Origin of the sequence: Rhizomonospora bruguierae (genome assembly GCF_018397995.1) — a bacterium.
In the GTDB taxonomy this organism is placed as follows: domain Bacteria; phylum Actinomycetota; class Actinomycetes; order Mycobacteriales; family Micromonosporaceae; genus Rhizomonospora; species Rhizomonospora bruguierae.
Genome location: NZ_BBQH01000024.1, coordinates 115324 through 125397 on the forward strand (window position 1 = coordinate 115324; position 10074 = coordinate 125397).

General features: G+C 74.0%; 7 protein-coding genes. 1 reads left to right on the top strand and 6 read right to left on the bottom strand.

Annotation, left to right across the window (positions count from 1 at the left end):
- Window positions 1-7: 7 nt before the first annotated feature.
- Genes KJS59_RS14150 through KJS59_RS14175 form a run of 6 tightly spaced genes read right to left on the bottom strand, consistent with a single transcriptional unit; the run spans window position 8 to window position 4690 of the window.
- The gene (locus KJS59_RS14150; protein WP_249714106.1) at window positions 8-568 is read right to left on the bottom strand and encodes a DUF1707 SHOCT-like domain-containing protein; all 561 of its coding nucleotides are present in this window, start codon (window positions 566-568) and stop codon (window positions 8-10) included.
- A gap of 9 nt (window positions 569-577) precedes the next feature.
- Window positions 578-1252: a 4'-phosphopantetheinyl transferase family protein gene (locus KJS59_RS14155; protein ID WP_376771172.1), complete on the bottom strand. Its 675-nt coding sequence runs from the start codon at window positions 1250-1252 to the stop codon at window positions 578-580.
- Entirely contained in the window at window positions 1249-2067 is an 819-nt protein-coding gene (locus KJS59_RS14160) for a metallophosphoesterase family protein (RefSeq protein ID WP_213453334.1), read from the bottom strand. The genes KJS59_RS14155 and KJS59_RS14160 overlap by 4 nt, the downstream gene beginning before the upstream one ends.
- On the bottom strand, window positions 2064-2825 hold the full coding sequence (locus KJS59_RS14165; RefSeq protein WP_213453335.1) for a thioesterase II family protein: 762 nt from the start codon (window positions 2823-2825) through the stop codon (window positions 2064-2066). The genes KJS59_RS14160 and KJS59_RS14165 overlap by 4 nt, the downstream gene beginning before the upstream one ends.
- Window positions 2826-2870: 45 nt before the next feature.
- Window positions 2871-3083 carry an acyl-CoA carboxylase subunit epsilon gene (locus tag KJS59_RS32220; RefSeq protein WP_213453336.1) on the bottom strand — a complete coding sequence of 71 codons (213 nt, stop codon included), beginning with the start codon at window positions 3081-3083 and terminating at the stop codon, window positions 2871-2873.
- Window positions 3080-4690: an acyl-CoA carboxylase subunit beta gene (locus KJS59_RS14175; protein WP_213453337.1), complete on the bottom strand. Its 1611-nt coding sequence runs from the start codon at window positions 4688-4690 to the stop codon at window positions 3080-3082. Before KJS59_RS14175 ends, KJS59_RS32220 begins: the two co-directional genes overlap by 4 nt.
- Before the next feature lie 250 nt (window positions 4691-4940).
- On the opposite strand from KJS59_RS14175, the gene KJS59_RS14180 reads away from it, so the two are divergent.
- Window positions 4941-10074: type I polyketide synthase (locus KJS59_RS14180; RefSeq protein ID WP_249714108.1), on the top strand; the 5134-nt coding region annotated here is incomplete at its 3' end.

The window sequence follows — 10074 nt, forward strand, 5'->3', positions numbered from 1 at the left end:
CCTCGGGTCAGTGCCGTCCCCCGACCGACTCGATCTCCACCGAGCCGAACATCGTGGTGACGTGAATAGTGATCAGCGGGGTGCCGCGGAGCCGGGGAACCGGGGCCAACCTCATCGTGCGCGAGGCGAAGATGGCCGGGCCGGAGACCCGGACCTCCACGCCTTCCGGGACCAGGACGCGGAGTTCGCCGAAGAAGCACCCACCGGTGATCTCGATCTGCTCCCCGCCGCCCAGCACGCCGCGCAGGTCGATCTCGCAGGAGCCGAAGACGGTTACGGTGTGCAGCGGCTGGGGCGACAGCCGCCAGCGGCCCGCCTTCCTGCTCTCACCGAAGACGGTGACGACCCGCTCCACGGGCTGGTCGGTGCCGACGATGGTCACCGGGGCCGCGGGCAGGTCGCCGAGGGTCCGGGTCAGGTCGGCGCGGGTCTGCGCGGCCCAAACCTTGCCAACCCGGACGCTGAACTCGTCCAGGGTCAGGATCCCCTGGCCGCATGCCTGCTGGAGGCGCTGCGCCGCGCGCTCGCGGTCGTCGTCGGACGCGGGGACATTCACGGGACTGGACACCGCCTCACATTAGTCAATGGGCTGTCGCTGCACGATGGCGGTGGCGACGAGGCCGTCGCGGTGCAGCCATCGGCCGGCGAAGCCGGACAGCCTGGTACCGCCGGCCACCGGACCGGGGACGAGCAGGGTGGCGGTGAACGTGTGCGCGGCCGGGTCGATGTCGATCCGCGCCTGGTGGAAGTCCAGCCACGCGCCGGTGAGCGGGAACCACGCCTTGTACACCGCCTCCTTCGCGCTGAACAGCAGCCGGTCCCAGGGCACCCCGGGAACGGCCGCCGAAAGCCCCGAGACCGAGGCGCGTTCCGGGTCGAGCGCGATGGCCTCCAGCACCCCGTCCGGCAGCGGGCCGGCCGGCTCGGCGTCGATGCCGATGGTGCACACGTCCCGACCGAGCGCGACGGCGGCGGCGCGGTAGCCGTCGCAGTGGGTCATGCTGCCGACCACCCCGGCCGGCCACGCCGGGGCGCCGCGGGGGCCGGGGAGGATCGGTGCGGGTGGGATGCCGAGCTGAGCCAGTGCCGCGCGGGCGCACACCCGGGCGCTGGTGAACTCGCGGCGCCGTTTGTCCACGGCGCGAGCGATGCACGCCTCTTCCTCGGGGTAGAGGAACGCGTCGGCGGTGTCGCCGAACGACTCCACGGCGACGGTGCCCGGCGGCACCAGGCCGGCCAGCAGCGCAGTCACAGGACCACCTTGGGCTGAGTAGGGCCGCCGCGGGGGCGCCACTCCCGCGGGTAGCCGACCGAGACCTCCTCGAAGCGCACCCCGTCGTGCCAGGTGGTCCGCGGGATGTGCAGGTGGCCGTAGACCGCCACCGCGGCGCGGAAGCGCAGGTGCCAGTCGGCGGTGCGTTCGGTGCCGCACCACTGGGCGAAGTCCGGGTACCGCAGCACCCGCGTCGGCTCCCGCACCAGCGGGAAGTGGTTGACCAGGACGGTCGGGATCGTGGGGTCGCACTCGGCCAGCCGGCGCTCGGTCTGCTCGACCCGCGACCAGCACCACTCTTCCCGGCTGGGGTACGGGTCGGGGTGCAGCAGCATCTCGTCGGTGCAGACCACCCCGGTGGCGTAGGCGCGGGCGAGCGACTCCTCCTTCGTCGCCACCCCGTCGACCCGGAAGGAGTAGTCGTACAGCAGGAACAGCGGTGCGACCGTCGCCGGACCGCCGGTGCCGGTCCACACCGGGTACTCGTCCTCCGGTGTGTCCACGCCCAGTTCCCGGCAGAGCTCGACCAGCCGCCGGTACCGGGCCTCGCCGCGCAACGACACGTCGTCGTCGCGCGGCGTCCACAGTTCGTGGTTGCCCGGCGACCAGATCACCCGCTGGAACCGTTCGCTGAGCACGCGCAGCGCCCAGGCGATGTCCGCGAAGCGCTCCCCGACGTCGCCGGCGACGATCAGCCAGTCGCGGTCGGAGCGGGGCCGCAGGTTCTGCACCACCTGGCGGTTCTCGGCGTAGGCGACGTGCAGGTCGCTGATCGCCAGCAGGGAGCCGCTCACCCGAGCCGGACCTGCTCGAGGTGGTCACCGATGAGTTCGATCACGGTGGGGGCGTGGTCGTTGAGGAAGAAATGCCCACCCGGGTACTCGTGCAGCGCGAACGGCCCGGTGGTGTGCCCCTCCCACGCGGTGGCCTCATCGCGGGTCACCTCGGGGTCGCGGTCTCCGGTCAGGACCACGATGGGGCACGCCAGCGGCGGGCCGGGCACGTACCGGTACGTCTCGGCGGCCCGGTAGTCGCCGCGGATGGCCGGCAGCAGCGAGCGGACCATCTCCTCGTCGCGTAGCACCTGCGCGTCGGTGCCGCTCATCCGCTCCAGGGTCCGCAGCAGTTGCTCGTCGGTGCCGAGGTGGACCCGCTCGTCGCGGTGCTTCGACGGCGCCCGCCGCCCGGAGGCGAACAGCACCAGCGGGACGATGCCCTCGGCCTCCAGCCGCAGCGCCACCTCGAAGGCGAGCGTGGCGCCGAGGCTGTGGCCGAACAGCGCCATCGGCCGGTCGGCGAACGGCCGCAGCTCACCGACCACGAGGTCGGCCAGTTCGCGGACGTCGTCGACGCAGCGCTCGGCGCGCCGGTCCTGGCGGCCGGGGTACTGGATCGCCAGCACCCCGGCCCGCCCGGACAGGGCTCGGGAGACCGGGAAGTAGTAGGTCGCCGAGCCGCCGGCGTGCGGGAAACAGACCAGCCGGGTCGCGGCCTGGTCGTCCGGGTGGAACCGCCGCACCCAGGCGCTCGTGGCGCCGGATAGTGTACTCATAGACGTTCGTCTCGCTTTCTGGTCGCTGTGGTCGATGGTCGAGCGTTACCGAGGCGGGTGACCCGGGCGGGCCCAGCCGCCCGGCGGGCTGTAGTCGCTGACCGGCGCCCAGCCGGTAACCGAGCGTGCCATGGGCCTCGCGGCCGGGGGTTGCGGCCCGGCGGCCCGTGCGACCAGCGCCACGATCACCGCAGCGAGATCCTCATCGGTGGGCCGCCCTCGCACGATGCGCACGAGGCCGGCGCTGTCCGCGCTCATACCGGTGGGTTTCCGTGCTTGCGGGCGGGCAGCCGGGCGTACTTGGCACGCAGCATCGCCAGCGCGCTGATCAGGGTCGCGCGGGTGTCGGCCGGGTCGATGACGCCGTCGACGAGTCCGCGCTCGGCCGCGTAGTAGGGGTGCATCAGCTCCTGCTGATACTGCTTGATTCGCTGCGCCCTGGCCAGCTCGGGGTCCTCCGCCGCGGCGATCTCCCGCCGGAACACCACGTTCGCCGCCCCCTCCGCGCCCATGACCGCGATCTCGTTGATCGGCCACGCATAGGATAGATCAGCACCGATTGAGCGGGAGTCCATCACGATGTACGCCCCGCCGTACGCCTTGCGCAGGATGAGTTGGATGCGCGGGACGGTGGCGTTGCAGTACGCGTACAGCAGCTTCGCCCCATGCCGGATGATCCCACCGCGCTCCTGCGAGCTGCCGGGCAGGAAGCCGGGCACGTCGACCAGGGTGACCAGCGGGACGCTGAACGCGTCGCAGGTCTGCACGAACCGGGCCGCCTTCTCCGACGCGTTGATGTCCAGCACCCCGGCCATCGACGCGGGCTGATTGGCCACAATGCCCACCACGTGACCGTCCATCCTGGCCAGTCCGCAGATGATGTTCGTCGCCCAGGTGGCGTGCACCTCGAACAGGTCCCCGTCGTCGATGATCTCCTCGATGACCTCGCGCATGTCGTAGGAGCGGCTGGGATCCGCCGGCACCAGGTCCAGCAGCGGTTCGTTGGTGCGGCCCGGCGGGTCGGTGGCCGCGACCATCGGCGGCATCTCGCGGTTGTTCGAGGGGAGCAGCGAGATGAGGTGGCGCACGTCCGCGAAGCACTCGGCCTCGTCCTGATAGACGAACGCGCTGGCCCCGGAGACGCCGCTGTGCACGTCCGCGCCGCCGAGGTCGTCGTGCGTGATGCGCTCGCCGGTGACCGCCTGCACGACGTCGGGGCCCGTGATGTACATCTGCGAGATCCCGCGCACCATGAACACGAAGTCGGTGAGCGCGGGGGAGTAGGCCGCCCCGCCGGCGCACGGCCCGAGCATCACGCTGATCTGCGGGATGACCCCGGACGAACGCACGTTGCGCCGGAAGATCCCGCCGTACCCGGCGAGGGCCGTGACCCCCTCCTGGATCCGCGCGCCCGCCCCGTCGCTGAGGCAGACCAGTGGCGCACCGGCCGCCTCGGCCAGGTCCATCACCTTGTGGATCTTCTCCGCGTGCGCCTCGCCGAGCGAGCCGCCGAAGATCCGGAAGTCGTGCGCGTAGACGAAGACGGTCCGGCCGTACACCTCGCCCCAGCCGGTCACCACCCCATCGGTGTGCGGGCGGCGGTCCTCCAGGCCGAAGCCGGTCGCGCGGTGCCGCCGCAACTGCTCGATCTCGCGGAATGTGCCGGCGTCGAACAGCAGGTCGAGCCGCTCCCGCACGTCGCGTTTGCCCTTGGCGTGCTGCGCCGCCGACGCCCGCGCTGACGGGCCGGACTCCGCGGCGGCGCGGTGCGCGCGCAGCTCATCGACCCGGGTCCTGAGGTTGGAATACGGGTCGATGGTCGCGAGCGGCACCGTCGCGTCCAACCCGTTGTCGGTAACAGTCATGCCCACCCATCCAGTCGGACGTACGACCCGCGCACGGTCGGGATCCGGCATATTGAAGCGGGCGCATCGTGGGCTCGGCCACACCGAGTGCCCCCTCAACCAGAATCCGCCGACCCCTATCGGCGTGCCGCCGTTGCCGCACGCACCGGTTCACGGGGTCGGTAGGGGTGCCCGGCAGGCGCGCCCGCGCCATAGCGTCCGCACTCAGCATCAGGTGGCTTCCGCTCGCCGGAGCAACGCCGATCTGGGAGTGTACAAATTGGACCGGTCCGGAAATCTCGCTCTCGCCCACCGCCTCGCCGACCTGCCGGAGTCCGAGCAGACCAGGCTGCTGCTGGACCTGGTGTGCGCGCGGGTGCTCGACGTCGTGCGGAAGGCGCGGCCGGACGCCGGCCCGATCGCTGACGCCCAGCGTCCGCTGCGCGAACTGGGCCTGGACTCGCTCGGCCTGGTCGAGCTGCACGCCCGGCTCAGCACCGCGACCGGGCTGGCGCTGCCGATCACGATTGCCTTCGATCACCCGAGTCCGGCGCTGCTGGCCGGTTTCCTGCGTGCCGAACTGCTCGGGCTGGCCACCGAGTCCGACGAGCCGCTGCCACCGCTGGCTGCCGACCACGACCCCGTGGCCATCATCGGGTTCGGCGGCCGGCTGCCCGGCGGGATCCGCTCCGCCGAGCAGATGTGGGAGCTGGTGGCGCAGGGGCGCACCGCGGTCGGCGACTTCCCCACCGACCGTGGCTGGGACCTCGAACACCTCTTCGCCGACGCCGACGTCCCCGGCCGCAGCTACACCCGGGTCGGCGGATTCGTGCCCGACGTCACCGAGTTCGACGCCGAGTTCTTCGGCATCGGCCCGCGCGAGGCGCTGGCGATGGACCCGCAGCAGCGGCTGCTGCTGGAGACCGCCTGGGAGGCGCTGGAGCACAGCACGATCGACCCGACGTCGCTGCGCGGCAGCCAGACCGGCGTGTTCGTGGCGGCGGGCGGACACGAGTACGGCGTGCGGGTCGCCGAGGCCCCCGAGAACCTGACCGGCTACCTGCTCGCCGGTAGCGCGCTGAGCATCGCCTCCGGTCGGGTCGCCTACGCCCTGGGACTTGAGGGGCCGGCGCTGACCATCGACACCGCCTGCTCCGGCTCCCTGGTCTCGCTGCACCTCGCGGTGCAGTCGCTGCGCCGCGGCGAGTGCTCGCTCGCGCTGGCCGGCGGGGTCACCGTGCTGAGCACCCCCGGCCTGTTCACCGAGTTCAGCCGCCAGCGCGGGCTCGCCCCCGACGGGCTGGTGAAGGCGTTCGCGGCGGCGGCCGACGGCACCGGCTTCGCCGAGGGCGCCGGGCTGCTCGTGGTCGAGCGGCTCTCCGACGCCCGGCGCAACGGGCACCCGGTGCTCGCGGTCATCCGCGGCACCGCGATCAACCAGGACGGCGCCAGCAACGGCCTCACCGCGCCGAGCGGGCGCGCCCAGCAGCGGGTCATCCGCCAGGCGCTGCACGACGCCGGGCTGAGCCCCGCCGACGTCGACGCCGTCGAGGCGCACGGCACCGGCACCGCCCTCGGCGACCCGGTCGAGGCGAACGCGCTGATCGCCACCTACGGCAGGGATCGCTCACCGCAGAGCCCGCTGTGGTTGGGCTCGGTGAAGACGAACCTCGGCCACACGCAGGCCGCCGCCGGCGCCGCCGGGGTGGTCAAGATGGCGATGGCGATGCGGCACGGGGTGCTGCCCCGGACGCTGCACATCGACGAGCCGACGCCGAACGTCGACTGGTCCACCGGTACCGTGCGGCCGCTGATCGAGCCGGTGCCGTGGGCGGCCGGCGAGCGGCCGCGCCGCGCGGGCGTCTCCGCCTTCGGCATCAGCGGCACCAACGCGCACGTCGTGCTGGAGGAGCCGCCGTCCCGTGCGGAGCAACCCGCCCCGCCGGCGCTCACGCACGCCGTGCCGCTGGTCGTGTCCGGCCGGACCGAGGCGGCGCTGCGCGCCCAGGCGGCCCGGCTGCTGTCCTTTGCGGACACCGAGCCCGAGCTGAACCTGGCGGACCTCGGCTACTCGCTCGCGACCACCAGGACCGCGATGGAGCACCGCGCCGTGATCCTGGCCAGCGACCGCGAGGAACTGCTGCGCGGGCTGCGCGTCGTCGCCGCCGGCGAGACCGGCCCGGGCGTGCACCAGGCAGCGGCGGGCGCCGGCCGACTCGCGTTCCTCTTCACCGGGCAGGGCAGCCAACGCCTCGCGATGGGGCGGGAGCTGTACGCGGCCTTCCCGGTCTTCGCCAGTGCCCTCGAGGAGGCGATCGGCTACCTCGACCTGCAGCTCGACGTGTCGCTGTGGGACGTGCTGTTCGCCCCCGACGCCGACGCCGACCTGATCCACCAGACCCGGTACGCCCAGGCCGCGCTGTTCGCGGTCGAGGTGGCCCTGTTCCGGCTCGCCGAGTCGTGGGGGCTGCGGCCGGACTTCCTGGCCGGGCACTCGATCGGTGAGATCGCGGCCGCGCACGCCGCCGGGGTGCTCTGCCTGGAGGACGCGGCCACCCTGGTCGGCGCGCGCGGCCGGCTGATGCAGGCGCTGCCCGCCGGCGGGGCGATGGTGGCGATCCAGGCCCGCGAGGACGAGATCCACGGCGTGGACATCGCCGCCGTCAACGGGCCGGACTCGGTGGTCATCGCCGGGCCCGAGGCGGCCGTGCTCGCGGTCGCGGAGCGGTTCGCCGCCCAGGGCCGCCGAACCCGGCGGCTGCGGGTGAGCCACGCGTTCCACTCGGCGTTGATGGAACCGATGCTCGACGAGTTCCGGCGGGTCGCGGGAATTCTCCGGTACCAGCCGCCGCGCATCCCGATCGTCTCCGACCTCACCGGCCGCCCGGTGCCCGCCGAGGAGCTGTGCTCGCCGGAGTACTGGGTGTGCCACGTCCGCGGCACCGTCCGCTTCGCGGACATGGTGGGCTGGCTCGCCGAACAGGGCGTGCGCACCTTCCTGGAACTGGGCCCGGACGCGGTGCTCGCCGGCATGGGCCAGGACTGCCTGCCCGACGGCGTCACCGGCGCGGCATTCGTCCCGCTGCTGCGCGGCGGCCGGCCCGAGGTGCCCGAGGCGATGTCCGCCCTGGCGACCGCGCACGCGCGCGGCGCCGCCCTCGACTGGGCCGCGCTGTTCCCCGGAGCGCGCCGGATCGCCCTGCCCACCTACGCCTTCCAGGGTCGCCGGTTCTGGCTCACCGCCCCCGCACCCGGCGGCGACCCGGCCGGCCTCGGCCAGCTCGCCGCCGAGCACCCGCTGCTCGGCGCCGTCGTCGGGCTCGCCGGCTCGGAGGGCGTCGTGCTCACCGGCCGGGTCTCGCCGCACTCCCACCCGTGGCTGGCCGACCACGTCATCTCCGGTGTCGCCCTGCTGCCCGGCACGGCTTTCGTCGAGCTTGCCACCCGCGCCGGCGACCAGGTCGGCTGCGGGCTGCTGACCGAGCTGGTGCTCGAGCTGCCGCTGACGCTTCCGGCGTCCGGTGGCGTCGCGCTGCAGGTCGTCGTCGGCGCCGCCGACGCGGGCGGCCGCCGCACGGTGGACATCTACTCGCGCGCCGAGGACGCGCCCGCGGATGGTGCCTGGGCACGCCACGCCACCGGCCTGCTTGCCGCTTCGACCGAGCCGGAAGGCGCGGACGCGCTCGCGACCCTTGCCGGGCAGTGGCCGCCGGCCGGCGCGCAACCGGTCGACGTCACCACCTTCTACCGTGACCAGGCCGGTGAGGGCTACCAGTACGGCCCGGCGTTCCACGGCGTCCGCGCGGCCTGGCGCCGTGGGGTCGAGGTGTTCGCCGAGGTCGCACTGCCCGAGTCGGTCGCGCCGGACGCGGCCGCCTATGGCCTGCACCCGGCGCTGCTCGATGCCGCGCTGCACGCCGCCGACCTCGCGGCCCCGGACGCGACCGCGGGCGAGGCCCGGATCCCCTTCTCCTGGAACGGGGTGGCCCTGCACGCCGCCGGCGCGCGGGCGGTGCGGGTCCGGATTGCCGCGGCGTCGCGGGACGACCTCACCGTGGCCATCGCCGACACCACCGGCGCCCCGGTCGCGTCGATCGGCTCGCTGCTGCTGCGGGCCGTCACCGCGGACCGGTTGCGCGCGGGCGGTCCGGGCCGGAACGAGGCGTTGTTCGTGGTCCGCTGGGCGCCGCTACCGCGCGCGGTCGAGGGCGGCCCGGCACCCGAGTTCGTGCTGTACGAGGCCCCGCCGGCCCCGGAAGGCGCCGATGTTCCCGCGGGGGTCCGCACCGTCGCCGGGGACGTGCTGCGCAACCTGCGGCAATGGCTCGACGATGACCGAAACGCGTCGGCGCGGCTCGTGGTCGCGACCCGCGGCGCGGTGGCCGCCACGGACGGCGACGAGATCGACCTCGCGCAAGCGCCCGTGTGGGGGCTGGTCCGCTCGGCCCAGGCGGAGCACCCGGACCGCTTCGTCCTGCTCGACCACGATGGCAGGGCCGAGTCCACCGCCGCGATCGCGCGGGCGGTCAGCTCCGCGGTCGCCGCGGGCGAGCCGGAGATCGCCCTGCGATCCGGCTCGGTCAGCGTGCCCCGCCTGGTGGCCCTGGCGGCCGAACAGGAGGAGCGGCCGGCGCCGTGGGACCCCGACGGCACCGTACTCGTCACCGGCGGCACCGGCGGCCTCGGCGCCCAGCTCGCCCTGCATCTGGCCCGCGAGCACGGCGTGCGCCGCCTGGTGCTCACTAGCCGCCGCGGCCCGGACACCCCCGGCGCCGCCGAGCTGGTGGCCGAGCTGGCCGCGTTCGGCGCGCACGCCACCGTGGCCGCCTGCGACGTCGCCGACCGCGCCGCGGTGGTGGCGCTGCTCGCCGCGATCCCGGCCGAGCACCCGCTGCGCGGCGTCGCGCACGTCGCCGGCATCGTTGATGACGGCCTGATCGAATCGCAGACGCCCGAGCGGCTCGACGCGGTGATGCGCTCCAAGGTGGACGCCGCGTGGACGCTGCACGAGCTGACCGCGGGCCTGGACCTGTCGGCCTTCGTCCTCTACTCCTCGGCCGCGACCCTGCTCGACGGCGCCGGCCAGGGCAACTATGCCGCCGCGAACCTGTTCCTGGACGCCCTCGCCGCCCGCCGCGCCGCCGCCGGCCAGGTGGTCACCTCGCTCGCGTGGGGGCTGTGGCTGGGCGGCGGCATGGGTGAGCGGCTCGACAACACCGCGTTGCACCGGGTTCGGCGGCTCGGCCTGGACCCGCTGACCGCAGCGGAAAATCTGCGGCTCCTGGACGCGGCTCTGCGCGGCGGCCACGCCACCGTGGTGCCGCTGCGGGTGGACCTCGCGGCGCTGCGGGCCCGCCCGGAGGGGGTACCCGCGCTGCTGCGCGGCCTGGCCGGCCGGCCCGCGC

Excerpts from the sequence above, each read along its gene's own strand:
- KJS59_RS14165 (WP_213453335.1), bottom strand. The coding sequence starts at position 2,825 with ATGAGTACACTATCCGGCGCCACGAGCGCCTGGGTGCGGCGGTTCCAC.
- KJS59_RS32220 (WP_213453336.1), bottom strand. The coding sequence starts at position 3,083 with ATGAGCGCGGACAGCGCCGGCCTCGTGCGCATCGTGCGAGGGCGGCCC.
- KJS59_RS14175 (WP_213453337.1), bottom strand. The coding sequence starts at position 4,690 with ATGACTGTTACCGACAACGGGTTGGACGCGACGGTGCCGCTCGCGACC.